Below are 25,875 nucleotides of genomic sequence, written 5' to 3'. Positions count from 1 at the left end.
ACGAGACAGGAGGCCGGATACGCCATGGCGCGCACGATCGACGATTTGGTGGAGGATTTCGAACTCTTCGAGGATTGGGAAGAGCGCTACCGCTATATCGTCGATCTGGGCAAGAAACTGCCCGATATGCCCGAAGCCGAGAAGACCGAGGACACCAAGGTGCGTGGTTGCATGTCCCAGGTCTGGATGACCTGTCAGGAGGACACATCCGTCAGCCCCGCCGTCCTGACATTTCGCGCCGACAGCGACGCGTTCATCGTCAAAGGGCTGATCGCGATCCTGATGGAACTGTACTCCGGCCGTCCCCCGGCCGAAATCGTTGCGCTTGACGCCACGGAGGCGCTGCGGCGCCTGGGCTTGGAGAGCCATTTGTCGCCGAACCGACGCAACGGATTCGTCGCCATGGTCGGCCGGATCAAGTCCGAGGCCGAATCCCGTCTGTGACAGGCCGCACGGTAGACAAATAACTACAATTCTACCGTGGTCTTTACCGAAGATTAACGGAACCGCATTATGCCGGTAAGCGAAGGTCGTCGCATTTGGCCTTCGAACAGCCCCGAATACCTGAACAGGGAAAGAATAAATGTCCGTAAGCAGCGCAACGGTCGACACGGATTTCGTGCCGGTCCCGGAAAAAAGCTCCAAAGGACTAAGAAGCTACCTCACCATTCGCACGGTTTTGATCGCCGTTGGCATTCTGGTCAGCATCGCCAGCGCCGCCGCGACGCTTTGGAGCACCAATGCGTCCAGCCGGCAGGCCATTGAAATGCTGCGCAACACGTCCGGCGAAACGCTTCGTATCCTGATTTTCGACCGTATCGACGGTGCCTATTCCAAGGAATTATCGTCGATTACCAGCGCCTGGGCGCGCACGCCGACCCTGAACCAGGCTTTCAAGGAAGACGACGTCCCCCGCATGGTCATCGAATCCGACGCCTTCCACAGCGACGCAATGGTCGCCCAGGGTGAGGTGCGGCTGGTTAGCGTCACGATCCTTTCGACCGAAATGCAACCTATCGCTTTCTCCGAAAAGGGAACGCAGGATTCCATCATTTCTCAGGCCCAGATCCGCGACGCCCTCGCAGCCCGCGACAAGGCGGAAATGCGCAAGGTCTCGACATTCCTTTGGACCAACGAGGCCGGCAGGCCATTGCACAGCACCATCGCCCCGATCGGCGGGTTCAAGGCCAGCGCGTTTCTGGAAATCGTGACAGATCCGGTCCTGGCGTTGGAAGGCATCGCCGGTGCCGTCGGCGGGCATGTCCGAATGTTCGACGGCAGCGGCGCGGTCATCCTGGACGATGTCCTCGCAATGCCGGGAGACGAGACGGATTCGGGTGAAGAGGCCGCATCGAGCGACACCCCCGCCGAGGCGAGCGCCGATGCGTCGGCAAAAGATTCAGAGGCGGCCGGGGCCGCTCCGTCCTCCGACATGGCGGACACCTCGAATGAGACGTCCGTGATGGTTGAGATCCCGGATTCCACGGGCGGTGTTTGGGCGCGTGCGGAATTGAGCCGCGATCTGTCGGAGTTCTTCACCGCCGTCGACAAGACACGCATCAATTCGATCATCGTCATCGTCGGCGTTCTATTGGTGCTCTGGGTCGTCGCCTTTCTTCTGTTGAGAATGGTCGTCTTCCGGCCGTTGAAACGCATGGCCGATACGATGGTCCGGATCGGCAATGGCGATACCGATGTCGATATTCCAGCCGCCGGCCGAGACGAGATGGGCGATATGGCCGCCGCCCTCGTTGAACTGCGTGCCAGCCGGAAGGAGTTGGAACATCTGCGGGCGGAGGAAGACGCGAAAGCGGAACAGCGCCGCCGGGAAATCCAGGACCGCCTGCGCAAGATGGCGGACCGCCTGAACTCGGAATCCGACAGCACCGTCGCCGATGTTCAGTCCAGCATGCAGACCTTGCTGGAAGTTGCGGACGATATGGCGCGCTCTGCCGAGGATGCAACCAGCCGGGCGACGCAGGTCGCGAACGCGTCCCGCGCGGCGGCGCAGAGCACGGAGGCCGTGGTCGGTCTGACCGAGGAGGTCGTGCATTCCTTCGAAGAGGTGCGCGAGATGGCCGGCCGGTCGGGACAGGCGACGGACCGCGTGTCCAACGCCGCAAAGGACGCCGCGGATTCGATCCAGTCGCTGGCCGAGGATGCCAAGAAAATCGGCGAGGTCGTGGTCCTGATCCGTGAGATCGCGGATCAGACCAATATGCTGGCGCTCAACGCGACGATTGAGGCCGCGCGGGCGGGAGAGGCCGGCAAGGGCTTTGCCGTGGTCGCCAGCGAGGTCAAATCGCTGGCCACGCGTACCGGTCAGGCCACCGGCGAAATCGCCGACCGGATCGGTCAGGTTCAGTCCCGAACCGAAAAGGCGGTGTCCGAGATCAATGCCGTGACCGAGCAAATTCTGGAAATGGCCGAGATCGCGGACAGTATCTCCTCCACCGTGCGGCAGCGCGCCGAAGCGGCCAGCGATATCATTTCGCATGTCCGAACCGCCGCCGATGGCAACAAGCAGGTCACCGACGAAATTTCGGAAGTGTCCAGTGTGTCGACCCATGTCGGCAGTTTGTCCGCCCGGGTCAAGGAGGGGGCGACACGGGCTGCCTCCGGGGTCGAAGACCTGAACAAGGCCCTGCGCCGCATCGTCGCCGACGCGTAGTTCCGAACCCCACTCCACCCTCTCCCGAGGGAGGGGCTGGAGTGGGCGCCGCTTCTACCGCCGGTCCGGCAACGCCAGATTGACCGCCAGACCGACCAGAACCGACCCGGATAGGATCTGCTGCCATCGCCACACCGACGGGCGTGCCCTCAACCAGGGTCCGACGCGACTGAATGCCAGCGCGATCCCGGACGCGAAGACGAAACCGCCGGCATTGAACAGCGCCCCGAGAAACAGGATCTGAAGCGTCGGGTCACCCCGCGACGGATCCGCGAATTGCGGTAGGAAGGCGAGGAAGAACACCGCGATCTTCGGGTTCAGCAGGTTGACGAAAAGGCCCTGCCGGATCATCGCGGCGGCGGTGTCCGGTCGCTTCGCCTCCACCGCCAGGCCGCTTCGGGCGGTCAGGATGGTCTTAACGCCCAGGTACAGCAGATACGCCGCGCCGATCCAGGTCAGCACCTGAAACAGGTCCGGGTCTGCCGCCAGAAGCGCCGCGAGACCGAAGGCGGCGGCCAGCATATGCACCGTGATCCCGATGCAGATGCCGATATTCGCACAGATCCCGGCCCGGAACCCGCCCCCCATCGATCGCGATGCGATCAGGATCATGTCGGGACCCGGCGCGATATAGAGCGCCAGCGACGCTGCCGCGAAAATCATGAATGTGTGAAGATCCGGCAGCAGCATCGCGATGTCTTTCCTATTGCGCCTTATCCCCGGCCCGGAACCGCCATGCGCGCCAGTTCGTCGGCCCGTTCGTTTTCCGGATGACCGGCATGGCCCTTCACCCAGTCCCATTCCACGCGGTGACGCGCCGCCGCCGCTTCAAGACGCTGCCACAGATCGGCGTTCTTGACGGGCTTCTTCGCGGCGGTCTTCCAGCCATTCCGCTTCCAGCCGTGGATCCATTTGGTGATGCCGTCCCGGACATAGGTGCTGTCCGTCGTGATCCGGACGCCGACCGGCCGCTTGAGCGCCTCCAGCGCCGCGATCGCGGCCATCAGTTCCATTCGATTGTTCGTCGTATCTTCTTCGCCGCCGCTCAATTCGCGCTCGTGATCGCCCCAGCGCATGACCGCGCCCCAGCCGCCCGGACCTGGATTGCCGCTGCAGGCGCCGTCGGTGAAGACCTCCACCGTCTTCGCGTCGCTCATGGTCGGTCCAGACCATAGGCCGCCGGATCCCTGACCGTCCGGTGGAAGCGCAGCTTGTCGAAATATTCCATCGGATCGTGCGGCCGAACCAGGGCGCCGGGCGGACAATTCAGCCAGTCGTAGAGCCGGGTCAACAGGAAGCGAAGCGCCGACCCGCGCGCCAGCACCGGAAGGGCGTCGTACTCCGTCGAGGTCAGCTCCCGGTCAGCCGAGTAGTTCGACAGGAAGGCCCGCGCCTTGGTCACATTGAAACTGCGGTCGCGTTCGAAACACCACGCATTCATGCAGGTCGCGACGTCATAGGCGAGGAAATCCGTACAGGCGAAATAGAAGTCTATGACACCGGACAGCCGGTCGCCGATGAAGAAGACATTGTCTGGAAACAGATCCGCATGGCAGACACCGACCGGCAAGTCGTCCGGCCAGTTCGCTTCCAGAAAATCCAGCTCGTCCCGGATCAGCGCCGCCATGTCATCATGGACTTCGCCCGCCCGTTCTTCCGACAGTTCAAACAACGGGCGCCAATCGCCGATGGTCAGCGCGTTGCGGCGGGTCATGGCGAAATCGGCCCCGGCCTTGTGAAATCCTGCCAGCGCCGTCCCCAATTGTGCGCAATGTTCCCGGCGAATCCGACGGGTCCACATGCCTTCCAGGAAGCTGGTGACCGCTGCTGGGCGTCCGTTCAACTCACGAAGTGCCGTGCCATCCGGCATTTCGATCGGGCGCGGACAGGGTATGCCCTTTTCCGCCAAATGGTTCATCAGCCCGATAAAGAACGGCAGATCCTCGCGCTTCACCCGCTTTTCATAGAGGGTCAGGATGAACGTGTCCTGGGTCGTGCGGATCAAGTAATTGGAGTTCTCGACCCCTTCCGCGATCCCCTTGGCAGAGACCAGGTCGCCGATGCCGTAATCCGCGATAAAGGCCGTCATGTCCTCGTCGGAGACATCCGTATAAACCGCCATTTGCCTGAATGCCCCCGCTTAACTTGCCAGCAGACGCGGCAGTTTGAATTCGACGTCTTCCTCGGCGACGATGATTTCGCCCACCGTGACGTCGAACCGCGCGCGGCAGGCCTCGATCACTTCGTCGACCAGGATCTCAGGCGCGGACGCACCGGCGGAAACACCCAGATTCCGAACCCCGTCCAGCCAGGCCCAATCGATCTCGGACGCGCGCTGGACCAACGTGGCCTTCGGGCATCCCGCGACCCGCGCGACCTCGACCAGCCGGCGCGAGTTGGAAGAATTGGGGGCGCCGATCACCAAGACCGCGTCGGATTCCGCCGCCAACGCACGAACCGCCGCCTGCCGGTTGGTCGTGGCATAGCAGATGTCTTCCCGCTTCGGGCCGGCGATATGAGGATACCGCGCCCGCAGGGCATCGACGATTGCGGCGGTATCGTCCACCGACAGGGTGGTTTGGGTGGCATAGGCCAGCGGCATGTTGTCGGGCAGATTGAGCTTCGCAACATCGTCCACCGTCTCCACCAGCACGATGCTGCCGTCCGGCACCTGACCCATTGTGCCGATCACCTCCGGGTGTCCGGCATGACCGATCAGAACGACGATATGTCCGGCCTTGTGATGACGTTCGACTTCGCGATGCACCTTGCTGACCAGGGGGCAGGTCGCATCGACATAGATCATCTGGCGCGCCTCGGCGTCGGCCGGAACGGATTTCGGGACGCCATGCGCCGAAAATACGATGGGCCGATCGATCGGGGCCTCATCCAGTTCCTCGACGAAGACCGCACCCTTTTCTTGCAGCGATTCGACGACAAAGCGGTTATGGACAATCTCGTGGCGGACATAGACCGGTGCGCCGAACTTCTCCAACGCCTTCTCGACGATCAAAATCGCCCGGTCGACACCGGCGCAAAATCCGCGCGGTCCCGCCAGTCGAATCGTCAATTCCCGCCGTGTCGCCGTCATGTCCGTCAGTCCGGTGTTGCGCTTCCCCTTACGTCGCCCTTTCGACCTGTTCCGTCAACCGGCAAGGCGGTCGCAGCCTTGTCGCAGCGGCACGGGTCGATTAGGTTGCCGGGCATCGAATCGCGTATGACCGACGCGACATTTCCGGGCCGAAGGATGACGGTGTGACGGCGAATGCCATCCCTGCGAAAACGCCGTTTCCGGTGCAGGTCGAACAGGGTCGGACGTATTTGTGGTGTGCCTGCGGCAGATCGTCTAGCCAGCCCTTCTGCGACGGCACGCATGCCGGAACCGGAAAGGCGCCGATCCGCTATACGGCCGAGAAATGCCGGTTGGTCTATTTTTGCGGTTGCAGATTGTCGTCACGCGGACCGTTATGCGACGGCAGCCATTCGAAGATCTAGGAGAGCGCGTTTCATGGGGATCGGTAAGACTGCGGCGCGCGCCGCGTTGCTCGGGGCCGTCGGACTGGCCGTCGCGGCCTGCGGCGGCCCGCCCAGCCAAGTCATCCCCTGTCCTGCTATCCGCATTCCGCTGGATACGGAGCGCGTCACCCGATTCGCCGACGGTCCGGGCCGCGATATCACCGATGTCGTGATGCAGGCGGAAATCAAGTTCCTGTCCGGCGAATGCTCGGTAGACGAGGACGAGATCGAAATGACCTTCCCGGTCGCCATCCGCGGAGTCCGCGGCCCAGCCGACAGGGACGGAATCGAAAAGGTCGATGTGTTCCTGGCCGTGACCACCCGCGACCGCGATGTGCTGCAGCGCCGCGAGCTGCCGATGACACTGCAATTCGTCGGCAATCGGACGTCCATCGTCTCTTCGGACTTCGTGACGATCCAAATTCCGAAGCGCGAGGATCAGTCGTCGAAGGAGTTTCTGGTGTTCCTGGGACTGAAACTGTCCAAGGAAGAGCTGGAATACAATCGCTCGGAAAGCGGCCGATAACGCAGGCTTCGCCTTACATTTTTAGAGATTGGGCGGCAGAGGCCTGCAGCCGCCCAACCGGAATTTCTTCAAACACGCCGATCGGCCCGCCCTGGTGTTTGCTGTCCACGGGCAGGAACCAGGCCCCCGCCAGAATGCTTTCTGCCGGTCCGTCTCGCCCTATGTCCAATGGCAGGCAGAGACAGAGAAGATGTGTGCGGACCTTGGTTTCGGACAAGTATTGCCCGGTAAAGGCTACCGGTACCTTGTCGCTCAGGCATTTGGCGTAGAAGCGGAAGAGCATAACGCGGTCCTCGTCCGGTGCCGCGCCGCCCAGTGCCATGGCGCCCGGCCGCAGCCTCGGTACCGTGTCGCGGACCACTCCCCCAACCAGATCGAAATGCACATCGTCGACGCGCCCCCCCGAACCGACCCGGCGCATGATGTTCAAATGCGGCAGAATGCGCCCGCCGAAGGCCAAGGGATTAAGTGCAGTGCGTGCCTTGGGCGACGGCATGTCCCGCCACAGTCCCAGCAAGGACCGGGCTTGAGCCAATGCAATTGTCTTGGGCCAGGGTGAATCTTCGCCCATGTGATCGGTGCAGGTCGACATGGCGGATGACTCTCCATATCGACATCGAAATGAAAAGAGCGATGTTTTTTGCGGAGCACCACCTATGCGCAACCTTGACAGAAAAGCGGCGTCGTCTAGCATGCGTGCGACATAGTCCGATGACGCCTGTGGGAGAGTGTCGACCCATGGATCGGCCGCCGAAGGAGCAACCGCCCCGGAAACTCTCAGGCACCAGGACCGCGGCGCGGAGGACGATCTGGAAAGTGGAGCGGGTAACCGCTCCCACCGACGGGGTAAGCCCCCGCGCAGCCGCGCGTTGGCGACTCTCTCAGGTTCCGAGACAGAGGGGCGCGTTGTCGAAGCGATTCGACCGCGTCTTTTTTTGTTTGTGAACGGGGGGAAGGCTTTGACCGAAGAATCGCTGAAAACAACACCGTTGAACGCCCTGCATCGCGAATTGGGGGGCAAGATGGTGCCCTTCGCCGGATATGACATGCCGGTGCAATACCCGGCGGGCATCCTGAAGGAACATACCCATACGCGAGAGGCGGCGGGCTTGTTCGATGTATCCCATATGGGCCAGGCTTGGCTGATTTCGGAAGACGGAACCGACCCGGCCATCGCGCTGGAAACCCTTGTCCCCGCCGATGTTCAGGGTCTGACGGCCGGCCAGCAACGCTACTCGCAATTGCTGAATGACCAGGGCGGTATTCTGGACGACCTGATGGTGACCCGTCCGGTCGCCGATTTCGGAACGGACCGCCTCTATCTGGTCGTCAATGCCGCCTGTAAGGATCAGGACCTGACCCTGATCGCCGATGCGCTGAAGGGCCGTGTTCGGGTCGAACGCCTGGAGGACCGCGCGTTGGTCGCGCTGCAGGGCCCAAGAGCCGCCGAGGTCACGGCCAAGCTGTTCGGCGCCGATCTGGCGACCATGCCCTTCATGAGCCAGGCCCGCGTATCCTGGGACGGCGTCGATCTTTGGATCAGCCGCTCCGGCTATACCGGTGAGGACGGGTATGAGATCTCCGTGTCGAATGCCGACGCGGAAAAATTGGCCCGTGCCCTGTTGGCCGAAGACGCGGTTGCCCCGATCGGCCTCGGCGCGCGCGATTCGCTGCGCCTTGAGGCAGGGCTGTGCCTGTACGGCCATGACATCGACGAGACGACGACGCCGGTCGAAGGCGGGTTGACTTGGTCCATCGGCAAACGCCGCCGGGCCGAAGGCGGCTTCCCGGGTGCGGATACCGTGCTGGCCCAGATCGCCGACGGTGCTTCCCGAAAGCGGGTCGGGGTTCAGCCGGAAGGCCGCGCGCCCGCCCGCGAAGGCACGGAAATTCAGAACGCTGCCGGCGATTCCGTCGGCGTGGTCACCAGCGGCGGCTTCGGCCCAACCGTCGGCGGCCCGGTCGCCATGGGCTATGTCCCCAGCGACCTGGCCAAACCCGGCACGGAGATATTCCTGTCGGTCCGCGGCAAGGCCCTGCCGGCCAAAGTCGTGAAACTGCCTTTCGTTCCCCCCGGCTTTTATCGGGGTTAGAGTGCCTCATCATCGACCAAAGATCAGGGAGAAGAAGGATCATGGCCGAGCGTAAATATTCCGAAGAACACGAATGGATTGAAATCGACGGGGATATCGCAACCGTCGGCATCACCAATCACGCCCAGGAGCAGTTGGGCGACATTGTTTTCGTCGAACTGCCGGAAGTCGGCGCGACGCTGAACAAGGATGACGAGGCCGGCGTGGTCGAATCCGTCAAGGCCGCCAGCGAGGTCTACGCCCCGATCGGCGGCGAGATCACCGAAGTCAACGAGGCCCTGACCGACAATCCGGGCACGGTGAACGAGGACGCCGAAGGCGACGGCTGGTTCTTCAAGATGACCATCGCCGATCCGGGCGAGTTGAAGGATCTGATGAGCGAGTCCGAGTACAAGGACTTCATCGAGGACTGACCGGTCCCGGCGGGGCGCGGCCATCCGGCCCTTGCGCCCCGCCCCGGTAACGCGTGAGGCGGTTCCGCGGCGGCAATGCCGTTCGCGGGAAGACAGCGTAATAGAGGAAACAGCGCAATGGCCCAAGAGATCGACGATCGCCTGACACTGGACGATCTGGAAGTGCACCATGACTTCATCCGCCGCCATATCGGCCCCGGAAAACCGCAGATCAAGGATATGCTGGGCCAATTGGGCTACAAGACGCTGGACGAGCTGATCCAGACGGCGGTGCCGCCGTCGATCCGGATCGACGACCCGCTGGATATCCCGCCGTCGATCAGCGAGCGCAAGACCCTGTCGGCCCTGCGCGCCATTGCGGACAAGAACAAGGTCTGCACGACCATGATCGGCATGGGCTATTACGGCACGATCACCCCGCCGGTCATCCTGCGCAACGTGCTGGAAAATCCGGGCTGGTACACCGCCTATACCCCCTATCAGCCGGAGGTCAGCCAGGGCCGCCTGGAAGCCCTGCTAAACTATCAGCAGATGGTCATCGACCTGACCGGCATGGAACTGGCCAATGCCTCGCTGCTGGACGAAGGCACAGCGGCGGCCGAGGCCATGGCCATGGCGCACCGGGTTTCGAAATCCAAATCCAACGCGTTCTTCGTCGATCATGACGTTCATCCGCAGACGCTGGCGGTCATTCAGACGCGCGCCTGGTCGCTGGGCTTCGACATTATCGAAGGCGATGCGGACACCGATCTGGAAGGGGCCGACGTATTCGGCGCTCTGCTGCAATACCCCGGCTCTTCCGGCCGTATCCGCGACATCTCGGAGCCGATCCGAAAGGTCCAGGAGAAAGGCGGCCTTGCCATCGTCGCCAGCGACCTGATGGCCCTGGTCATGTTGAAGCCGCCGGGCGAATACGGCGCGGATGTCGTGGTCGGTTCGGCCCAGCGCTTCGGCGTGCCGATGGGCTATGGCGGGCCGCATGCCGCCTTCTTCGCCACCCGCGAAGCGTATAAGCGCAGTACCCCCGGCCGCATCATCGGCGTGTCGATCGACGCCGAAGGACGCAAGGCCCTGCGCATGGCATTGCAGACCCGCGAGCAGCATATCCGCCGCGAGAAGGCGACCAGCAACATCTGCACGGCGCAGGTTCTGCTGGCAGTCATCGCCGGGTTCTATGCGGTCTATCACGGACCGGACGGCCTGTACCGCATCGCGCGGCGCATCCACCGCAAGGCCCAGATCGTGGCCGAGGCGATGCGTCGCCGGGGTTTCGAGATCGTCCATTCGAAATTCTTCGACACGATCCAGGTCCGTATCCCCGGCCAGGCCCCGCGCCTGCTGGCCAAGGCCAAGGCTGCCGGCATCAACCTGCGTTTCGTCGACAGCGACACGTTGGGCATCTCCCTGGACGAGGCGACCAAGCGACAGGATCTCGACCGGCTGCTGGCCGTTTTCTCCAGCAACAAGGACGAGCCGATGTCCATCGCCGCGCTGGACCGGGAAGTCGCGGACGATGTCATCCCGCATATCCTACGCCGGACGCCGGACGAGTATCTGACCCATCCGGTGTTCAACCTGTATCACGGCGAAACCGAGATGCTGCGCTACATCCGCTGGCTCTGTGCCAAGGATATCGCGCTGGACCGGTCGATGATCCCGCTGGGTTCCTGCACCATGAAGCTGAACGCGACGACGGAAATGATCCCCGTCACCTGGCGCAACTTTGCCCATCTGCATCCCTTCGCGCCGCTGGACCAGGCCCAGGGCTATCAGCAGATGTTCGAGGATCTGGAGAGCTGGCTGTGCGAGATCACCGGCTATGATGCGATCTCGCTGATGCCGAACGCGGGCAGCCAGGGCGAATATGCCGGCCTGCTGACCATCCGGCGCTATCACGAAAGCCGGGGCGACACTCAGCGTGACATCTGCCTGATCCCGTCTTCCGCCCATGGCACCAACCCTGCCAGCGCGATCATGGCCGGCATGCAGGTCGTGGTCGTGAAATGCGACGAAGCCGGCAATATCGACATGGCCGACCTGAAGGAGAAGGCGGAAAAGCATACCGAAAAGCTGGCCGCGATCATGATCACCTATCCGTCGACACACGGCGTGTTCGAGGAGACGGTGGAGGATATCTGCGCCCTGATCCACAAGCATGGCGGTCAGGTCTATGTCGACGGCGCCAATCTGAACGCCATGGTCGGCATCTGCAAACCGGGCAAGTTCGGGGCCGATGTCAGCCATTTGAACCTGCACAAGACCTTCTGCATTCCGCATGGCGGCGGCGGCCCGGGCATGGGCCCGATCGGCGTGCGGCGTCATCTGGCCCCCTTCCTGTCGGAACATCCGATGGTCGACGGGCTGAACCCCTATGTCCATGAGGACGAAGGTCAGGCGGGCCCGGTCGGTCCGGTTTCCGCCGCGCCCTGGGGATCGGCCAGCATCCTTCCGATTGTCTGGGCCTATATCCGGATGATGGGACCGCAAGGCCTGCGTCAGGCGACGGAGGTCGCGATTCTGAACGCGAACTACATCGCCCACCGGCTGAAGGATCATTATCCGATCCTGTATACCGGCCGGAACGGCACGGTCGCGCATGAATGCATCGTCGATTGCCGCGCCTTCAAGGAAACCTGCGGCATCACGGTGGAGGATATCGCCAAGCGCCTGGTCGATTTCGGCTTCCACGCGCCGACCATGTCCTGGCCGGTGCCGGAAACGATGATGATCGAACCGACGGAGAGCGAGGCCAAGCGCGAGCTGGACCGGTTCTGCGACGCCATGATCCGCATCCGCGCCGAAATCCGGGAGGTCGAGGAAGGCAAGGCCGACGCTGAGAACAACGTTCTGGTCAACGCCCCGCATACCCATCACCTGTTGATGGAAACGCCCTGGCCGAAACCCTACACCAAGGAATCGGCCTTCTTCCCGCTGCCGTCCAGCCGCGACGACAAGTACTGGCCGCCCGTCGCCCGCGTCGACAACGTCGCCGGCGACCGCAACCTGGTCTGCACCTGCCCGCCGGTGGAGGCCTATGCCGAGGCGGCGGAGTAGAGACGGCCGCAAACCGCGCCCATACGCCCCGGGGGATTCGGTCCCTTTCGGGGCGTATGTGACGCGAGCGTGTTACATTGACCGGATTTCTATGCTGGCCATGATCTGGGCAGGATAGAGCGTCAGGCCGCCCTTGGCACAGTCCGCCAGCCCATTGGCGCCGGCAATCAGTGCCGAGACATGTGACCGGGTCCCATCCCGCATCTGGAACCGCGTCTCACCATGCACAAGCCGGCCGATCGCCCGCTGTTCGCTGGCGTAATGGGTATCCTTGTAAAGGGTTCGGAAGGCGTCCATATCGGCGATGGCGGCGCCGATTCTCGTCTGGCGGTCCGGTAGAAGCAGGGCAACGTTGAAATGCCGGACACTGGCGCGCGCACGCTCGCTGTCCGACCGGATATAGAGCAGCGCCTCGCCCAGGGCGACATGCGTAAGGACGGTAACAGTCGTACCAGAGCCAGGCTCCTCCGCGCGCTTCAGGGCGCGCACGGCATTGCTGTGCGTCTCCTGGGTCTTGGAGAGCATTTCTTCATTGTGGACGCCAACATGATCGGCGCGGCCGAAGGCGTTTTGCGTTGCGATCGCCCGCACCGCGATATCGCGCTCGTCGACGGATGCCAGGAACCAGTCCCGGCTGCGCAGTTCCCGGACCCCACGGCGCATGATATCCGCATAGTCCGGCACGTTCCACTGAACGCTACCGATCGCCGCCGCCTCCAGAATCAGTGCTACGGCTGGAGCGAGCGCCAACTGAGCCGCCGAGGGAAGTATCTGCTCCGGATCGGTACGATGCGGGCTCCACGCGTTTTTCGCGCGAATCTCGCGCCTGAGCGCAGGGTCGCTGATCAAGTCGCTGCGGGTCAGATGGTCGATACTTCCCCGGATCCAGTTCTGTGTGGCTTCCTCCCGCAATTGGCGATCCGCGAGATATTTGCGTTGCAGGTCTTCAAACATCGCCTACCCTCTTCAGCCATCCGCTTGCCCCGCTGGGCCGGTATCAACGCAGCATGTCGGTCAGTCTAAGCATCTAACCCTATCGGTCGACCGCAAAACCTGGAGACCGGCCATGCCGCCGGAGCATGACGCAGAACTGGTCGGCGCCCCGCGTCGTCGAACAAGAGGCGTGTCCCGCGACCGAAGGAACATGATCAATTGTGATCGCCCTACGCCGTCTTTCCCGCCTTCGCGAGGGTGAACTGCGGAAAGACTGCGGAACCCCCGGCACCGGCCCTGCCTCATTCCCTGGATCCCCGCCTTCGCGGGGATGACGAGTGGGGACGGACTCTTGAGATTTCCCCTCCCCGTCATTCCCGCGGAGGCGGGAATCCAGGGCTACGGGCACGACCCTGCCCATCCCCTCTGAGCTTCCGGCTTTCACGGCGACGAGGCGGCGGTTATCAATAGCCATTGGTATCCCTCCAGCCATAGAAGCGGATCGTTCCCATGATCGTTCTGGACGGCGGCATGAGCCGTGAATTGATCGCCCTCGGCGCCCCCTTTGAACAGCCCGAGTGGTCGGCGCTGTCGCTGATCGAGGCGCCGCATTTCGTGCGACAGGTCCATGACCGCTTCGTCGCGGCCGGGGCGGATGTCATCACGACCAATGCCTATGCGCTGGTGCCCTTCCATCTGGGCGAGGAGCGGTTCCGGCGTGACGGGCGCAGGCTTGCCGACCTGGCCGGCCGGCTGACGCGGGAGGCGGCGGATGCGGCGGGCCACAAGGTCCATGTCGCGGCCTCCGTGCCGCCGCTTTTCGGCTCCTACGAACCCGACAAGTTCGACCCGGCGGGCGCGCGCGAGCTTTGGCCGGACGTGATCGACCCGCAGGCGCCCCATGCCGACCTATTTCTGGCCGAGACGATCTCCTGCATCGACGAGAGCCTGACCGCGCTGGAGCTGTGCGCCAAGCATGGCAAGCCGGTCTGGCTGTCCTGCACATTGGACGATGCGGTCCCGGTTCTGCGCTCCGGCGAGACGATCGGCGACTGGCTGACCCAGGTGAACGCCCATCCGAAAGCGGCGGCGGTCGAGGCGGTCCTGTTCAACTGCTCGCAGCCGGAAGTGATGGAGACCGCCGTGCGGCAGGCCGCGGGTCTGGCGGGAAACCGGGACATCGGCGTCTATGCCAATGCCTTCATTCAGAAGACGGACGAAACCGCCGCCAATGAGGGTATCAGCGACATTCGCCGGGAACTGACCCCCGATCTCTACGCCGATTTCGCCCGCGCCTGGAAAGCGGCCGGTGCCGGTATTATCGGCGGCTGCTGCGGCATCGGCGCAGAGCATATCGCGCGGCTTAAGGCTGTACTCTAGGTCTAAGAGCACCCTGGTGATTGCAGGATGCGTTCCTGAAATGTATGCCGGTTCTGGTTGGGGCAAGGGGATCGGGTATGAGCGCATTGAAATGTATCAAATGCCAACATGACATCGCGACGAGCGACGTCAATGTCGCGGCCGATCTGGCCAAATGTGCGCGGTGCGGATCGGTCTTCAAGGCAAGCGACGCTTTGGATACCGATATTCATTCGGAAGTCGATCTGGCCCATCCGCCGAACGGCGTATGGTTCGCCAAGTCGCCGATGGGGTTCGAGTTGACCGCCACGACCCGCAGTGTCCAAGCCATATTCTTAGTGCCGTTTTCATTTGTATGGATCGGTTTCTCGATGAGCGGCCTTTACATCGCACCCTTGCTCTCCGGCAAGGGCTTCAGCTTCACTTACATTTTCGGACTACCTTTTCTGGTCGCATCAATCTTTCTGGGATGGAAAACCCTGATGACGTTGATCGGGACCGTGCGCGTAAGGGCGAATGGATATGATGGGGAAGTCTTTACCGGCATCGGCCCGATCGGCCGTACCCGTCGGTTTTCCTGGCGGGACGTTAAGCGGGTGACCACTTCAAACAAGAGTCGGTTCTGGGGACGGGGAACGGAAGACGTCATCAGTCTGGAAGGGAAGGAATTCGTGTCCTTTGGAGGGGACATGACCGACGAGCGACGATATTTCGTCGCCATGGCCCTGCAAAAGCTTCTGTTGCAATTGAAGCGTTGACTCCAAACGGATTGATCAGAAGCACGAAAGGTAACGTTTTCAGTCGATCCGTTCCGGCAGACCGCGCCCGTTGTTCCACCAGCGGTGCGGGTTGTCCCGGTTGGGATCGTAGGCGGCGCGGCTGGCCCAAGCCTCTCGGACGAAGATCACCGGCTGTTCGTAGTGGTGAACATGCAGGATCGCCGCCATTACCTTTTCCAACACCGACCGGTTCCGTTCGATCGATATCTTCAGTTCGACCATCGGATAGGCTTCCGTATCGCCCTGCGTGAACGAGCCGACATGCGTATCGGTCGTCGAACCGGCCATGGGCTGCGACGTCTCGTAGCCGGTTGCGGTGACGCTGGCATTGCGGCGGTAGCGGCCGTATCCCAACGGATGCACCGTCATGACCGCATCGAGGATGCGATCCACATCCTCCGCCAGGGTCTGTATCTCAAGTGTCCAGACGGCTTCCAGCGTGCCGGAATCGGTGGAATAGTCGGAAAGGGACATGGCGGCCTCGTTGAATGGCTTCGGGACCAGCACACTAGCATCCGACCTGCTGCCAACAGATTGTCAGTAGCCTAACACCCCCGCCAAAAGTTTCACCGCATAGACCGTGAAACCGACGCCGACGAGTCCGTTCACCGGCCGCGACGCCTTGGCATAGATGCGCGCCGCGTGGCTTGTGGAGAAGACCGTCGCATAGACCGCATGCCCGCCCCCCGCGACGGCAGCACACCCCAGTCCGAAGGCGGCCATGCTGACCCAGGACACGGAAATCTGCGGAAAGATCGACAGCAGCGCGATCCAGGTCGTCAGCGCCTTCGGATTGGTCGCCAGGACCAGAAGGGCCTGGCTGAACGCCCCGCGCGGCGTGACCCCGTCAATGCGCTGAACGGCATCGCTGCGGCCCAGCGCCCGACGCAGATAGCGGTAGGCGAAATAGATCAGGACGAGGGCACCGAGTGCGGTCAGCCCATCCCGCAGTTCCGGAACCGCCGCGAACAGGGCCCCCGCCCCCAGCAGCGCCGCCGCCGCCCATCCGAGCACCCCGATGGCGCAGGCTGCCGCACACCCATAGGCTGCCGCCCTGCCCGATCCCAGGGCCGTGCCGATCGTGTTCAGGACATTCGGTCCCGGTGTCAGAACGTTCAGTGCGAAAAAAATCAACGGTGCGACAAGCAAAAGCGGCTCGAACATGAGGGTTCCATGAGTGAGAGCCCAGCAGATCGACCCTGCGAGGCGATAGGTCCTGTAGGATGATCCATCTGCTTCCGGTTCGTATGTCGAACCTAAAAGAATCTATGGCGATATTCTGTTCGATATTCAGACGAGTGGTGATGGTGGACGTACCAGCCGCAGCCTTAAGTCATTTTAGTTTTCTCGCAGCAGAAGATATTCGCACGATGACACTATGAATTAGTGAAACCCGAAGCGCATCCATCTTGAGATCGTTCCCTGGAATCCTCGCTTGAAAAGTCTAACAGAAACGATCGAACCTATGCGCAAGGTTCCTGAAGACTTCAACGGTGCGATATTGGAGAGGTCGGGACCCTATCTCGGTCAGTGGCGCGCATCATGCTCGGCGCCATCAGCCAAGACGATGCGGCAATCGAGGACGATGTTTCCCCGCGAGAGCACCGCCGGATCGGCGACCGGAACGACAACGGGCCGGGTCGCAAAGGGGCCTGGCCGATCTGCGAAGGCCGTCAGGGCCAAAGGTACAGACAATCCGGCTCTCCCTCTTCATTCGACCGGCCGTCCCGTTCGACGGCCAAACGAAACCCCTGCCTTTCATAGAAGTGCCGCGCGGTCTCGTTCCGCTTGAAGCAGTAGAGGGAAAGACCTTCCGGCCTTACGGCTTTCGCGTGATCGATCAACCGCGTCCCGATCCCGTGCCGGAACCATGCGGGGGCCAGATAGAGTTGGTCGATGAAACTCCCATCGAGCGCCAGCATTCCCGAGACCGTTCCCTCCCCACCCAACTTGGCGAGCCAGACTTCGGTATCGGGAAGAAGGCAAGTGGCAATCCAGTGCCGTACGGCCGAGTCGGAATGGACCCGCCGCAGATCCGGCAGCATGGCCGCCCTTGATGCGAGATAGAGGTCCGCCACGGAATCCGCGTCTGAACGGACGGCCGGGACGATCCGAAGATCGTCGAGCGCCTTATTCGCGGTCAATTCAATTTCAACTCTGTTCCGGGACCGTTCCGTACTGCGGCAGACCATCCGCGATCTCGTAGTAATCGCCCTTATCGTCCACGAAGATGTGGCAATCGGTCCGCAACCCCGTCGGCGTATCCAGGCTGCCCGCGTTGATGCTCATCGCCGGGCCGTCATCGTCCCAGAACATGTTCGATCCGCAGCGCCCGCAGAAGCCTCGCTTGGCAAAATCGGACGATTGGTACCAGACCATCGCGCCTTCCGGGTCGAACAGAGTGAACGCGTCCCGCGCCGTTCCAGTTGCGGCCGTGATATGGCCGCTTTGCCTGCGGCATTGGCCGCAATGGCACATATGGACGGGATCCAGCTCGCCCCGCACTTCATAACGGACTGTGCCGCATAGGCACCTGCCGGTATGGGTTGGTCGCGCGTTCATGGTACTACACCCCTGCAGCTCTCGGTCGGGCCATTCTGCCTGCCAACCGCATCTTCGGACAATCCGCAATTCGCAAGACTTGCGACGCCGCGTTGCCGACAAGGCGCTTTTCTAGGGCTTTTCAGGGCGCTACAACCGCGCGGAAGGAAATCACGAACATCGAGGGAGAGTACCGCCATGGCTTCCAACAAATCGCTTCTCCTGCTGCCCGGCGACGGGATCGGTCCCGAGGTCTGCAACGAGATCCGAAAGGTCGTTGACTGGATGGACAAGCGCCGGGCGGTGACTTTCGACATTACCGAAGATCTGGTCGGCGGTGCCGCCTATGACGCGCACGGCACCCCGTTGACCGACGCAGCCATGGATAAGGCGCAGAACGCGGACGCCGTCCTGTTCGGCGCCGTCGGCGGTCCGCAATACGACAATCTGGGTTGGGACGCGCGGCCGGAAGCCGGCCTGCTGCGCCTGCGCAAGGAAATGGACCTGTTCGCCAACCTGCGGCCCGCCGTCACCTTCGACGCGCTGCTGGACGCCTCCACCCTGAAACCCGAAGTCGTACGCGGCCTGGACATCATGATCGTGCGCGAGCTGACCGCCGGGGTCTATTTCGGCGAACCGCGCGGCATGCAGACCTGGGAAGGTCAGGAGCGCTGCATCGACACCCAGTCCTATACCCGCGACGAAATCGTCCGGGTCGCCGAAGTCGCTTTCGACCTCGCTCGGAAACGCAACAAGAAGGTCGCCTCGTCGGAAAAGGCCAATGTCATGAAGACCGGGGTCTTCTGGCGTCAGACGGTCGCCGAAGTCCACAAGTCCGGCGGTTATGACGATATCGAACTCAGCAACGTCCTGGCCGACAATTGCGCCATGCAGTTGGTCCGAAATCCGAAACAGTTCGACGTCATCGTCACCGACAATCTGTTCGGGGACTTGCTGTCCGACGTGGCCGCCATGCTGACCGGGTCGCTGGGCATGCTGCCTTCCGCGTCGCTTGGTGCCGTCGACGCCACCGGCCGCCGCAAGGCGCTTTACGAACCGGTGCATGGCTCCGCCCCCGACATCGCCGGTCAGGGCAAGGCCAACCCGATGGCGATGCTGCTCAGCTTCGCCATGGCGCTGCGCTACAGTTTCGACCTGGGCGACGACGCCGATCTGGTCGAGAGGGCCGCGCAGGAGGTCCTCAATACCGGCAAGCGCACGCTGGATATCATGACGCCCGGCTGCCAGGCAGTTTCCACCGGTCAGATGGGCGATGCGGTGGTCGCCGAACTGGACAAGCTGGCCGCCTGATCCTTCGCCATTCGGTGAGTTTCGAACGGGCCGTAGCCTTCAGGCTGCGGCCCGTTTCGTTTTGGCACACATGCCGCAACGACGATCTGTAACATTATCCTGATATCCTCCGTCCCGTGAGGACAGGAGTAGATCGTTCATGGCCGATATCGCGGAAAGCCCTTCCGTTCGCCCCCTTCTCCCCATCGGGAAACTAAGCTATGCCCTGCCATCCGACCCCTTGCCGCTACGCGCGGCCGTGCGGGCGATTGAGCGGCTGACCGGCTCCCACAGACTGGAGCGCCTCTACCGGCGCTGGCGGGTTGAGAAATACGCCAAGGGCGCACCCTTCTGGAGTTCCGCCCTGGAGATGCTGGGGGTGGACCTCCGCCTCCACGGAGGCTCCTGGCCGCCCGATCTACGCGCCGACGAGCCGCGAATCATCATCGCCAATCATCCCTATGGCCTGATGGACGGGGTCGCGGCGGCCGCCTTGGCGGAGCGCCTGGGACGGCCGTTCAAGGTTCTGGTGCATGAAGCCCTGCTGCGCGTGCCGGAACCGGTTCCCTATCTGTTGCCGGTCGATTTCTCGGAAACGCGCGAGGCAATGCAAAAGAATCTGCAGCTTCGGCGCGACGCGCTGAAAGCCCTGGCCGAGGGGGAGACCATCGTGATCTTCCCCGCCGGCGGCGTCTCGACCGCGCCGAAGGTACTGGGCGCGGCGGAGGATTTGCCGTGGAAGCGCTTTACCGCCCGCTTGATCCGTGACGCCAAGGCGACCGTTCTGCCGCTCTACTTCCCGGGCCAGAACGGTTTCATGTTCCAGGCCGTCAGCCGGATCAGCATGCGCCTGCGCATTTCCATGATCGTCACTGCGGTGAACCGGCAACTCAACCGGCCATTGGACATCTGCGTCGGCGAACCGCTGCGCTATGAAACCTTGAGCCGCATGGGCAGCGACAGGGACAGCCTGATGGACGCCCTGCGCGCCCATGTCTACGGCCTCGCCCAATTGCAGGGCAGCAACGACCGCTAGGCACCCGACGATTGGGGCGGAGGACGGGTTAATGGGCAAGCCCCTGGATTCCCGCCTGCGCGGGAATGACGAGTATTTTCGACCCATTGAGTTGGCACGAGCGGTCCCGGTAAACCGCTCCCAATTGGCACGGCCCTCCCTATCCCCAAAACCGTCATCCCCGCGAAGGCGGGGATCCAGGGATTAGGGCAAGTCCCTGCCGACGGCCCTGGATTCCCGCCTACGCGGGAATGACGAGCATTATCGATCCATTGAGTTGGAATGAGCGGTCCCGGTAATCCGTTCCCATTTTGCACGCCCCTGCCTAACTCAAAGACCGTCATCCCCGCGAAGGCGGGGATCCAGGGATTAGGGCAAGTCCCTGCCGACGGCCCTGGATTCCCGCCTGCGCGGGGATGACGAGCATAATCGATCCATTGAGTTGGAATGAGCGGTCCCGGTAATCCGTTCCCATTTGGCACGCCCCTGCCTAACTCAAAGACCGTCATCCCCGCGAAGGCGGGGATCCAGGGATTAGGGCAAGTCCCTGCCGACGGCCCTGGATTCCCGCCTACGCGGGAATGACGAGCAATTTCGAGTCATTGAGCTGGCATGAGCGGTCCCGGTAATCCGTTCCCATTTGGCACGCCCCTACCTAACTCAAAGACCGTCATCCCCGCGAAGGCGGGGATCCAGGGAATGAGGCGAAGCGAGTGCCGACGGCGCGGGAAGGACGCATGCAGTCGACCGATCGGGCTGAAACGCGACCGGCGTCATCGCCCACTGTCGGCGAATTGCTCCAACGCCGCGACATCGCCGGCACAGATTAACGGGATCGCCTCGGTGATCCGATCCACCGGCCAATCCCACCAGGCGAGCCGCAGAAGCGTCTCAATGTCCCGGTCGGAAAAGCGTCGCTTGATCGGCTTAGCCGGATTGCCCGCGACGACGGTATAGGGCGGCACGTCGGACGCTACCACCGCGCGCGCGGCGATGATCGCCCCATCCCCGACCTTGACCCCGGGCAGGAAGGTCGCGCCATAGCCAATCCATACGTCATTGCCGATGACCATGTCGCCCCGGCTCGGGAAGTCGGTCTCGCCCTCGAACCGGCCCTGCCAGTCCGCGCCAAAGATCACGAAGGGAAAGGCGGAAATCCCGTCGGTCCGATGATTGGCCCCGTTCATCATAAAGGTCGGCTCGGCGGCGATCTGGCAGAACTTGCCGATGATCAAACGATCGTCCTCGAAGTCGAAATGATAGAGGACCCGATCCTCGAAGTGTTCCGGCCCTGCGGGGTCGTCGTAATAGGTATAGTCGCCGACCAGAATACGGGGGTTTTCGATGAAGTTCTTCAACAGCCCCAGTCTCGGAACGCCCGGCATCGGATAGCGACGGTTTGGGTCCGGGGCGCTCAATTTCGACCCCGGTAACGTTCTGACAAGTCGCGGGCGGTGCTTTCCAGATGCTGCGGGGACTTCTCGACCCGCGCCAGCAGCATTGCCCCTTCCAGAGAGGTGACGACAAACCGCGCCTCGGACGCATCGCCCAGAACGCCTTTCAGCATATTGATATTGGCGTCGAAGAACCCTGCGATCTCCCGCCGTACCGGATCGGACAGATCCGCCGCCTCCGCTGCCAGAATACCGCAGAGGCACATGCGGCCATCTTCGGCAAAGGCGGCCAGGAAAAGGTTCGAATATCCGCGGACCTTCTCCGCCACCGTCTTACCGGATGCGATCACGCTTTCAGCGGTCTCCAGGAACCGTTCGGAATAGCGCTGCGCGAGTACCAACAGGAAATCGTCCTTGGTCGGAAAATGGTAGTGGACGCTGGCGCTCTTTACGCCTACTTGCTCCGCCAAATCCCGGAAGCTGACACCGTTCAGCCCGTGTTGCCGGACAAGCGCCTCGCCCGCCTCCAGAATTCGCTCCCGAACTTCGCCGCGTTTCATCAAGCACCCGTTTCTATCTATCAATCGGTAAAATAATTTTCCCAATCGTCTTGCTCAAGCCCTTCCTTAATTCTATCTATCGATAGATACTTGTGCGATGGAAACGACTAGGCGCCTATCCAGGGTTTGAATCTTCCCCAACCCGAACCCCATCCAAATCGCCCTGGCAGGCTGCGCCTTCAACATCACCATGTTCGCGGCCGTGGGTTTCGCCAAAATATAGGATTTCAGTATCCTCGCGGAGATTGACCATGAAACTGAATGCCGATTTCAGCAAGCCGGTCGTCTCGCGTCCGCAGGACCGGGACTGGATCCGGTCTCCGCAGGCCGGGGTAGACCGCCAGATGCTGGACCGGATCGGCGACGAGGTGGCCCGCGCGACCACGATCGTCCGCTATATTCCCGGCAGCGATTTCAAACCCCATCGCCACGATCTGGGCGAGGAGTTTCTCGTGCTGGCGGGCGTCTTCGCGGACGAGCATGGGCGCTATCCGGCCGGTACCTATATTCGCAATCCACCGGGCACATCGCACCGGCCGCACGTACCGGACGGCTGCACGATCTTCGTTAAACTGCGGCAGTTCGATCCGACGGACCTGATCCCCGTTCAGATCGATCTGTCGAGCGCGAACTGGCAACGGTTAACAGGCGGCCGCAAGTCTCTGCCATTGCATCAATTCGAGTCTGAGATCGTGACGGCGGAGGACTTGGCCGCCGGAGCGGACCTGGCGACCGATCTGCCGGGCGGGGCGGAGATCCTTATCCTTGAAGGGACGCTGACCGTCGACGGCAACCCCCTACCCGCGGGAACCTGGCTGCGCCTGCCGCCTGGGGCGTCATTGAATGTGACGGGCGGTGCAGAAGGGGCGCGATTCTGGATGAAGACCGGTCACCTGCCGCCGAAGAGCGGCGGCTGACGCGCGATCCGGAATAAACTCTTGCGGTGCAATATGACGGGCATTAAGGTTGCGCCGCTTCCACTCGGCGAAGCAAATCTTAAGGACGTAGTCGACATGCGTATGTTCGCCCTGGCCGTCGCACAGACGACCAAAACCACCACGAAGAAAACCACGACCGGTGTCTAGGCGGACCCCGCGCAACCGACTATAGCGAGATCGCTTCATCGGGCCGGGGTCACCCCGGCCCGAAGCGTATGCGGGCTAGGGCGACTCCGACCCAAGGCGACTTGACGACGAGGACCGCCGCCCGCGAGACGCGGCAAGACAGAAAGGACAAGACAATGGGTTACAAGGTTGCGGTCGTCGGTGCCACCGGCAATGTCGGCCAGGAAATGCTGAAGATCATGGCCGAACGGGACTTTCCCGCCGACGAGGTGGTGGCGCTCGCCTCCGAGGCCTCGATCGGCAAGGAAGTCTCCTATGGCGACGACGCGGTGCTGAAGGCGCAGGCGCTGAAGCATTATGACTTCAAGGGCACGGATATCGTCCTGTCCTCGCCGGGCGCCAAGGTCAGCGCCGAATTCTCCCCCAAGGCCGCCGCGGCCGGGGCCGTCGTGATCGACAACACCTCGCATTTCCGCATGGACCCGGACGTGCCGTTGGTCGTGCCGGAGGTGAACCCCCACGCGCTGAAGGAGTTCGGCAAGAAGAACATCATCGCCAACCCGAACTGTTCGACCATTCAGCTGGTCGTGGCGATGAAGCCGATCCACGAGGCCTTCGGGATCAAGCGCTGCGTCGTGTCGACCTATCAGTCGGTCTCCGGTGCCGGCAAGGCGGGCATGGATGAACTGTTCAATCAGACCCGTGCGGTCTATGTGAACGATCCGCTGGAGCGTCACAAATTCACCAAGCAGATCGCCTTCAACGTCATACCCCATATCGACGTCTTCATGGATGACGGGTCGACCAAGGAAGAATGGAAGATGGTGGTCGAGACCAAGAAGATTCTCGATCCGAAGATCAAGCTGCATGCGACCTGTGTGCGCGTCCCGGTCTTCATCGGCCATTCCGAGGCGGTGAACCTGGAACTGGAGAAAGAGGCCGGCGCCGACGAGGTCCGCGAAATCCTGCGCAAGGCCGAGGGCTGCGTCGTCGTCGACCACCGCGCCGACGAAGGCTATGTCACCCCGGACGAATGCGCCGGCGAAGACGCCGTCTACATCTCGCGCATCCGCGAGGACGCGACCATCGATAACGGCATCTCGATGTGGGTCGTCTCCGACAACCTGCGCAAAGGCGCCGCGCTGAACACGGTCCAAATCGCCGAACGCATGATTGCCGACGGCCTGATTTAAGGCCTGTACCGAGGTTCCGAAAAAGGCGCGAAGACGAATGTCTCCGCGCCTTTTTCTTTTTCCACTACCGCTTGCCCGAAATGGCCGTCATCCCCGCGAAGGCGGGGATCCAGGGAACAGGGCAAGCCCGTGCCGACGGCCCTGGATTCCCGCCTGCGCGGGAATGACGTAATATTGCAGGATGAAGCAAGCTTGCGTCTACCTGTTGGCATCCGGTCGGAATGGAACACTGTATATCGGCGTGACGTCCGACCTTGTGAAGCGAATCTCGGAGCACCGGAATGGTGCTGTCGCCGGATTCACGAAGAGCTACGCCGTGCATCGCCTCGTCTTTTTCGAGCAGCATGCGACAATGGAAACAGCGATCACGCGCGAGAAGCAGCTCAAGAAGTGGAACCGGGCCTGGAAAATCCGTCTGATCGAGCAATCGAACCCGCAATGGCGGGACCTTTACGAGGACATCCTCTAACCACCGTCATCCCCGCGAAAGCGGGGATCCAGGGAATAGGGCAAGTCCGCGCCGACGGCCCTGGATTCCCGCCTGCGCGGGAATGACGCGTGATATCGAACCGATAAACAGGAAAGAGCGACACTAATAAGCCGCTGACCGAATAGAACACCCTCCCCACCCCAATGACCGTCATCCCCGCGAAGGCGGGGATCCAGGGAATAGGGCAAACCCGTGCCGACGGCTCTGGATTCCGGCTTTCGCCGGAATGACGGATAGGTCTAGCTGGTCTTACTGCATAGCCGGCGGCGTCACCCCGGCGAACGCCGGGGTCCAGGGGAACAGGCAAGGTCCTGCCTCGTCCGCCGGTTACTCCGCGACCTGAACCGGTTTGAAATCGAGTCCAACAATGACGATCGGACTTAGACCTCGACCACGCCGGCGCCGCGCGCGATGGCGATGACGCCGGAGCGGGCGATTTCGGTGTCGCCCAGGGCGCGCATCAGTTCGATGAAGCTGTCGACCTTGTCGGTCGTGCCTTCGATCTGAAAGACGAAGCTTTCCAGCGTCGTATCCGCCACCTTGGCCTGGAAGACATCGGCGATGCGCAACGACTCGCGGCGGTTATGGTCCTTGGCGCGGACCTTCACCAGCGCGAGTTCGACCTCGACATGGGCGCCTTCCAGCGTCAGGTCGTGGACATTGTGCACCGGGATCAGGCGCTCCAACTGCGCCTTGATCTGCTCGATGATCATTTCCGTCCCGGTCGTGACGATGTTGATACGGCTGACGCTTTCGTCTTCCGTGACGGTCGAGACAGTCAGGCTTTCAATGTTGTAGCCCCGGCCCGAGAACAGGCCGATGACCCGGGCCAGGACGCCCGGTTCGTTATCGACGATGACGGCGAAAGTGTGCCGCCGCACCGACTGATCCGACTTCACGAAGGTGTAGGCCGCCCCCGGCTGCCCCACGGTTCCAGACTTCGCCATACCAAATGTTCCTTCCGGCATAATCCACCCGCCTTCT

At 62.3% G+C, this 25,875-nt stretch carries 27 protein-coding genes and 2 riboswitches; of the genes, 14 read left to right on the top strand and 13 right to left on the bottom strand.

What is annotated here, in order from left to right; genetic code table 11:
• Positions 1 to 24: 24 nt before the first annotated feature.
• Both ACO06O_RS04890 and ACO06O_RS04885 read left to right on the top strand, forming a co-directional pair.
• Complete coding sequence (locus tag ACO06O_RS04890) at positions 25 to 444, top strand: SufE family protein (protein ID WP_420417569.1); 420 nt, start codon at positions 25 to 27, stop codon at positions 442 to 444.
• A gap of 139 nt (positions 445 to 583) precedes the next feature.
• Complete coding sequence (locus tag ACO06O_RS04885) at positions 584 to 2,671, top strand: methyl-accepting chemotaxis protein (protein ID WP_421876891.1); 2,088 nt, start codon at positions 584 to 586, stop codon at positions 2,669 to 2,671.
• A 54-nt stretch (positions 2,672 to 2,725) separates the two neighbouring features.
• Here the strand turns inward: ACO06O_RS04885 and ACO06O_RS04880 are convergent, their stop codons facing one another.
• From ACO06O_RS04880 to ispH, 4 genes are read right to left on the bottom strand one after another with little or no spacing between them, the layout of a single operon-like run.
• Positions 2,726 to 3,361 (bottom strand): LysE family translocator, encoded by a 636-nt coding sequence (locus ACO06O_RS04880; protein WP_421876889.1) that lies wholly within the window; start codon positions 3,359 to 3,361, stop codon positions 2,726 to 2,728.
• 23 nt (positions 3,362 to 3,384) lie between these two features.
• Positions 3,385 to 3,828 carry a ribonuclease HI gene (rnhA, locus tag ACO06O_RS04875; protein ID WP_421876887.1) on the bottom strand — a complete coding sequence of 148 codons (444 nt, stop codon included), beginning with the start codon at positions 3,826 to 3,828 and terminating at the stop codon, positions 3,385 to 3,387.
• Entirely contained in the window at positions 3,825 to 4,793 is a 969-nt protein-coding gene (locus ACO06O_RS04870) for a homoserine kinase (protein ID WP_421876885.1), read from the bottom strand. The genes rnhA and ACO06O_RS04870 overlap by 4 nt, the downstream gene beginning before the upstream one ends.
• An 18-nt stretch (positions 4,794 to 4,811) precedes the next feature.
• Positions 4,812 to 5,762 carry a 4-hydroxy-3-methylbut-2-enyl diphosphate reductase gene (gene ispH / locus ACO06O_RS04865; protein WP_421876883.1) on the bottom strand — a complete coding sequence of 317 codons (951 nt, stop codon included), beginning with the start codon at positions 5,760 to 5,762 and terminating at the stop codon, positions 4,812 to 4,814.
• 164 nt (positions 5,763 to 5,926) lie between these two features.
• Here ispH and ACO06O_RS04860 point away from each other — a divergent pair, with 164 nt between their 5' ends.
• Together ACO06O_RS04860 and ACO06O_RS04855 are read left to right on the top strand one after the other, a co-directional pair.
• Complete coding sequence (locus ACO06O_RS04860; protein WP_421876881.1) at positions 5,927 to 6,166, top strand: CDGSH iron-sulfur domain-containing protein; 240 nt, start codon at positions 5,927 to 5,929, stop codon at positions 6,164 to 6,166.
• A gap of 13 nt (positions 6,167 to 6,179) precedes the next feature.
• Positions 6,180 to 6,713, top strand: a complete 534-nt coding sequence (locus ACO06O_RS04855; RefSeq protein ID WP_421876879.1) for a hypothetical protein — start codon at positions 6,180 to 6,182, stop codon at positions 6,711 to 6,713.
• 13 nt (positions 6,714 to 6,726) lie between these two features.
• Here ACO06O_RS04855 and ACO06O_RS04850 read toward each other — a convergent pair whose 3' ends face one another.
• Entirely contained in the window at positions 6,727 to 7,305 is a 579-nt protein-coding gene (locus ACO06O_RS04850) for a hypothetical protein (RefSeq protein ID WP_421876877.1), read from the bottom strand.
• A 119-nt stretch (positions 7,306 to 7,424) separates the two neighbouring features.
• Positions 7,425 to 7,516: riboswitch (glycine riboswitch) on the top strand.
• 5 nt (positions 7,517 to 7,521) lie between these two features.
• A riboswitch (glycine riboswitch) is annotated at positions 7,522 to 7,611 on the top strand.
• A 61-nt stretch (positions 7,612 to 7,672) separates the two neighbouring features.
• Between ACO06O_RS04850 and gcvT the strand changes: the two genes are divergently transcribed.
• The 3 genes from gcvT (at position 7,673) to gcvP (ending at position 12,273) form a co-directional block, all read left to right on the top strand.
• Positions 7,673 to 8,806, top strand: coding sequence for a glycine cleavage system aminomethyltransferase GcvT (gene gcvT / locus ACO06O_RS04845; protein WP_421876875.1), 1,134 nt, complete (start codon positions 7,673 to 7,675; stop codon positions 8,804 to 8,806).
• Positions 8,807 to 8,847: 41 nt separating this feature from the next.
• The gene (gcvH, locus tag ACO06O_RS04840; protein WP_421876873.1) at positions 8,848 to 9,219 is read left to right on the top strand and encodes a glycine cleavage system protein GcvH; all 372 of its coding nucleotides are present in this window, start codon (positions 8,848 to 8,850) and stop codon (positions 9,217 to 9,219) included.
• A gap of 117 nt (positions 9,220 to 9,336) precedes the next feature.
• Positions 9,337 to 12,273: an aminomethyl-transferring glycine dehydrogenase gene (gene gcvP / locus ACO06O_RS04835; protein WP_421876871.1), complete on the top strand. Its 2,937-nt coding sequence runs from the start codon at positions 9,337 to 9,339 to the stop codon at positions 12,271 to 12,273.
• A 72-nt stretch (positions 12,274 to 12,345) separates the two neighbouring features.
• Here gcvP and ACO06O_RS04830 read toward each other — a convergent pair whose 3' ends face one another.
• On the bottom strand, positions 12,346 to 13,227 hold the full coding sequence (locus ACO06O_RS04830; protein ID WP_421876869.1) for a hypothetical protein: 882 nt from the start codon (positions 13,225 to 13,227) through the stop codon (positions 12,346 to 12,348).
• Positions 13,228 to 13,716: 489 nt separating this feature from the next.
• Here ACO06O_RS04830 and ACO06O_RS04825 point away from each other — a divergent pair, with 489 nt between their 5' ends.
• Both ACO06O_RS04825 and ACO06O_RS04820 read left to right on the top strand, forming a co-directional pair.
• A complete protein-coding gene (locus ACO06O_RS04825; protein ID WP_421876867.1) occupies positions 13,717 to 14,586 on the top strand; it encodes a homocysteine S-methyltransferase family protein in 870 nt (289 codons plus the stop codon).
• A 77-nt stretch (positions 14,587 to 14,663) separates the two neighbouring features.
• The gene (locus ACO06O_RS04820; protein WP_421876865.1) at positions 14,664 to 15,323 is read left to right on the top strand and encodes a hypothetical protein; all 660 of its coding nucleotides are present in this window, start codon (positions 14,664 to 14,666) and stop codon (positions 15,321 to 15,323) included.
• Between the two features lie 39 nt (positions 15,324 to 15,362).
• Here ACO06O_RS04820 and ACO06O_RS04815 read toward each other — a convergent pair whose 3' ends face one another.
• The 4 genes from ACO06O_RS04815 to ACO06O_RS04800 all read right to left on the bottom strand — a co-directional run bounded on the left by ACO06O_RS04815 (position 15,363) and on the right by ACO06O_RS04800 (position 17,906).
• Positions 15,363 to 15,818, bottom strand: a complete 456-nt coding sequence (locus ACO06O_RS04815) for a hypothetical protein (RefSeq protein ID WP_421876862.1) — start codon at positions 15,816 to 15,818, stop codon at positions 15,363 to 15,365.
• 63 nt (positions 15,819 to 15,881) lie between these two features.
• Positions 15,882 to 16,508 (bottom strand): LysE family translocator, encoded by a 627-nt coding sequence (locus ACO06O_RS04810; RefSeq protein ID WP_421876860.1) that lies wholly within the window; start codon positions 16,506 to 16,508, stop codon positions 15,882 to 15,884.
• 509 nt (positions 16,509 to 17,017) lie between these two features.
• Positions 17,018 to 17,488 (bottom strand): GNAT family N-acetyltransferase, encoded by a 471-nt coding sequence (locus tag ACO06O_RS04805; protein ID WP_421876858.1) that lies wholly within the window; start codon positions 17,486 to 17,488, stop codon positions 17,018 to 17,020.
• Positions 17,489 to 17,495: 7 nt separating this feature from the next.
• Entirely contained in the window at positions 17,496 to 17,906 is a 411-nt protein-coding gene (locus ACO06O_RS04800; protein WP_421876855.1) for a GFA family protein, read from the bottom strand.
• 177 nt (positions 17,907 to 18,083) lie between these two features.
• Between ACO06O_RS04800 and leuB the strand changes: the two genes are divergently transcribed.
• Both leuB and ACO06O_RS04790 read left to right on the top strand, forming a co-directional pair.
• Entirely contained in the window at positions 18,084 to 19,196 is a 1,113-nt protein-coding gene (gene leuB / locus ACO06O_RS04795; RefSeq protein WP_421876853.1) for a 3-isopropylmalate dehydrogenase, read from the top strand.
• 139 nt (positions 19,197 to 19,335) lie between these two features.
• Positions 19,336 to 20,211: a lysophospholipid acyltransferase family protein gene (locus tag ACO06O_RS04790; RefSeq protein WP_421876851.1), complete on the top strand. Its 876-nt coding sequence runs from the start codon at positions 19,336 to 19,338 to the stop codon at positions 20,209 to 20,211.
• Positions 20,212 to 20,963: 752 nt separating this feature from the next.
• Here the strand turns inward: ACO06O_RS04790 and ACO06O_RS04785 are convergent.
• Both ACO06O_RS04785 and ACO06O_RS04780 read right to left on the bottom strand, forming a co-directional pair.
• On the bottom strand, positions 20,964 to 21,575 hold the full coding sequence (locus ACO06O_RS04785; protein ID WP_421878133.1) for a CatB-related O-acetyltransferase: 612 nt from the start codon (positions 21,573 to 21,575) through the stop codon (positions 20,964 to 20,966).
• A 29-nt stretch (positions 21,576 to 21,604) separates the two neighbouring features.
• Complete coding sequence (locus ACO06O_RS04780; RefSeq protein ID WP_421876848.1) at positions 21,605 to 22,144, bottom strand: TetR/AcrR family transcriptional regulator; 540 nt, start codon at positions 22,142 to 22,144, stop codon at positions 21,605 to 21,607.
• 251 nt (positions 22,145 to 22,395) lie between these two features.
• On the opposite strand from ACO06O_RS04780, the gene ACO06O_RS04775 reads away from it, so the two are divergent.
• The 3 genes from ACO06O_RS04775 to ACO06O_RS04765 all read left to right on the top strand — a co-directional run bounded on the left by ACO06O_RS04775 (position 22,396) and on the right by ACO06O_RS04765 (position 24,870).
• Positions 22,396 to 23,061: a cupin domain-containing protein gene (locus ACO06O_RS04775; RefSeq protein WP_421876845.1), complete on the top strand. Its 666-nt coding sequence runs from the start codon at positions 22,396 to 22,398 to the stop codon at positions 23,059 to 23,061.
• Positions 23,062 to 23,384: 323 nt separating this feature from the next.
• A complete protein-coding gene (locus ACO06O_RS04770; RefSeq protein WP_421876843.1) occupies positions 23,385 to 24,401 on the top strand; it encodes an aspartate-semialdehyde dehydrogenase in 1,017 nt (338 codons plus the stop codon).
• A gap of 181 nt (positions 24,402 to 24,582) precedes the next feature.
• The gene (locus tag ACO06O_RS04765) at positions 24,583 to 24,870 is read left to right on the top strand and encodes a GIY-YIG nuclease family protein (RefSeq protein ID WP_421876840.1); all 288 of its coding nucleotides are present in this window, start codon (positions 24,583 to 24,585) and stop codon (positions 24,868 to 24,870) included.
• Positions 24,871 to 25,271: 401 nt separating this feature from the next.
• On the opposite strand, the gene ilvN is transcribed toward ACO06O_RS04765, so the two are convergent.
• Positions 25,272 to 25,838 carry an acetolactate synthase small subunit gene (gene ilvN / locus ACO06O_RS04760; RefSeq protein WP_420417592.1) on the bottom strand — a complete coding sequence of 189 codons (567 nt, stop codon included), beginning with the start codon at positions 25,836 to 25,838 and terminating at the stop codon, positions 25,272 to 25,274.
• Positions 25,839 to 25,875: the final 37 nt, after the last annotated feature.

The sequence above is a fragment of the Pacificispira sp. genome, assembly GCF_965228185.1.
Taxonomy (GTDB): Bacteria; Pseudomonadota; Alphaproteobacteria; order UBA8366; family Aestuariispiraceae; genus Pacificispira.
This window is presented reverse-complemented; position numbering and strand designations above follow the sequence as displayed.

Excerpts from the sequence above, each read along its gene's own strand:
- ACO06O_RS04815 (WP_421876862.1), bottom strand. The coding sequence starts at position 15,818 with ATGTCCCTTTCCGACTATTCCACCGATTCCGGCACGCTGGAAGCCGTC.
- rnhA (WP_421876887.1), bottom strand. The coding sequence starts at position 3,828 with ATGAGCGACGCGAAGACGGTGGAGGTCTTCACCGACGGCGCCTGCAGC.
- gcvH (WP_421876873.1), top strand. The coding sequence starts at position 8,848 with ATGGCCGAGCGTAAATATTCCGAAGAACACGAATGGATTGAAATCGAC.
- ACO06O_RS04830 (WP_421876869.1), bottom strand. The coding sequence starts at position 13,227 with ATGTTTGAAGACCTGCAACGCAAATATCTCGCGGATCGCCAATTGCGG.
- ilvN (WP_420417592.1), bottom strand. The coding sequence starts at position 25,838 with ATGGCGAAGTCTGGAACCGTGGGGCAGCCGGGGGCGGCCTACACCTTC.
- ACO06O_RS04780 (WP_421876848.1), bottom strand. The coding sequence starts at position 22,144 with ATGAAACGCGGCGAAGTTCGGGAGCGAATTCTGGAGGCGGGCGAGGCG.
- leuB (WP_421876853.1), top strand. The coding sequence starts at position 18,084 with ATGGCTTCCAACAAATCGCTTCTCCTGCTGCCCGGCGACGGGATCGGT.
- ACO06O_RS04885 (WP_421876891.1), top strand. The coding sequence starts at position 584 with ATGTCCGTAAGCAGCGCAACGGTCGACACGGATTTCGTGCCGGTCCCG.
- ispH (WP_421876883.1), bottom strand. The coding sequence starts at position 5,762 with ATGACGGCGACACGGCGGGAATTGACGATTCGACTGGCGGGACCGCGC.
- ACO06O_RS04850 (WP_421876877.1), bottom strand. The coding sequence starts at position 7,305 with ATGTCGACCTGCACCGATCACATGGGCGAAGATTCACCCTGGCCCAAG.
- ACO06O_RS04870 (WP_421876885.1), bottom strand. The coding sequence starts at position 4,793 with ATGGCGGTTTATACGGATGTCTCCGACGAGGACATGACGGCCTTTATC.
- ACO06O_RS04770 (WP_421876843.1), top strand. The coding sequence starts at position 23,385 with ATGGGTTACAAGGTTGCGGTCGTCGGTGCCACCGGCAATGTCGGCCAG.
- ACO06O_RS04785 (WP_421878133.1), bottom strand. The coding sequence starts at position 21,575 with ATGCCGGGCGTTCCGAGACTGGGGCTGTTGAAGAACTTCATCGAAAAC.
- ACO06O_RS04855 (WP_421876879.1), top strand. The coding sequence starts at position 6,180 with ATGGGGATCGGTAAGACTGCGGCGCGCGCCGCGTTGCTCGGGGCCGTC.
- gcvP (WP_421876871.1), top strand. The coding sequence starts at position 9,337 with ATGGCCCAAGAGATCGACGATCGCCTGACACTGGACGATCTGGAAGTG.
- ACO06O_RS04810 (WP_421876860.1), bottom strand. The coding sequence starts at position 16,508 with ATGTTCGAGCCGCTTTTGCTTGTCGCACCGTTGATTTTTTTCGCACTG.
- ACO06O_RS04800 (WP_421876855.1), bottom strand. The coding sequence starts at position 17,906 with ATGAACGCGCGACCAACCCATACCGGCAGGTGCCTATGCGGCACAGTC.
- ACO06O_RS04775 (WP_421876845.1), top strand. The coding sequence starts at position 22,396 with ATGAAACTGAATGCCGATTTCAGCAAGCCGGTCGTCTCGCGTCCGCAG.
- ACO06O_RS04790 (WP_421876851.1), top strand. The coding sequence starts at position 19,336 with ATGGCCGATATCGCGGAAAGCCCTTCCGTTCGCCCCCTTCTCCCCATC.
- ACO06O_RS04820 (WP_421876865.1), top strand. The coding sequence starts at position 14,664 with ATGAGCGCATTGAAATGTATCAAATGCCAACATGACATCGCGACGAGC.
- ACO06O_RS04880 (WP_421876889.1), bottom strand. The coding sequence starts at position 3,361 with ATGCTGCTGCCGGATCTTCACACATTCATGATTTTCGCGGCAGCGTCG.
- ACO06O_RS04890 (WP_420417569.1), top strand. The coding sequence starts at position 25 with ATGGCGCGCACGATCGACGATTTGGTGGAGGATTTCGAACTCTTCGAG.
- ACO06O_RS04765 (WP_421876840.1), top strand. The coding sequence starts at position 24,583 with ATGAAGCAAGCTTGCGTCTACCTGTTGGCATCCGGTCGGAATGGAACA.
- ACO06O_RS04825 (WP_421876867.1), top strand. The coding sequence starts at position 13,717 with ATGATCGTTCTGGACGGCGGCATGAGCCGTGAATTGATCGCCCTCGGC.